1 rRNA gene is annotated in these 220 nt (G+C 42.3%); it reads left to right on the top strand.

Annotated elements, in window-relative coordinates:
- Window positions 1–149: 149 nt before the first annotated feature.
- Window positions 150–220 (top strand): 16S ribosomal RNA (locus tag ETV65_RS24840); the annotation flags it as partial.

Here is a 220-nt window from a genome sequence, read left to right as displayed (position 1 = left end):
AATCTGTGTGGGCACTCACAAGACGATATCAGCCACTTCGGTGGCAAAAAATATCAAGTCTTAGAGTGACCAAGCAGTAATTCATTTAGTTGAATTATTACGAAGTAATCTCTGAGCACCGCTTAACATGTTTAAGCAAATCGAACTTTTAATTGAAGAGTTTGATCATGGCTCAGATTGAACGCTGGCGGCAGGCCTAACACATGCAAGTCGAGCGGCA

Origin of the sequence: Rahnella sp. RFA10(1/100) (genome assembly GCF_004195115.1) — a bacterium.
GTDB classification, from domain to species: Bacteria; Pseudomonadota; Gammaproteobacteria; order Enterobacterales; family Enterobacteriaceae; genus Rahnella; species Rahnella perminowiae.
The sequence above is the reverse complement of the archived record's forward strand: the minus strand, read 5'-3'. Positions and strand labels throughout refer to the sequence as shown.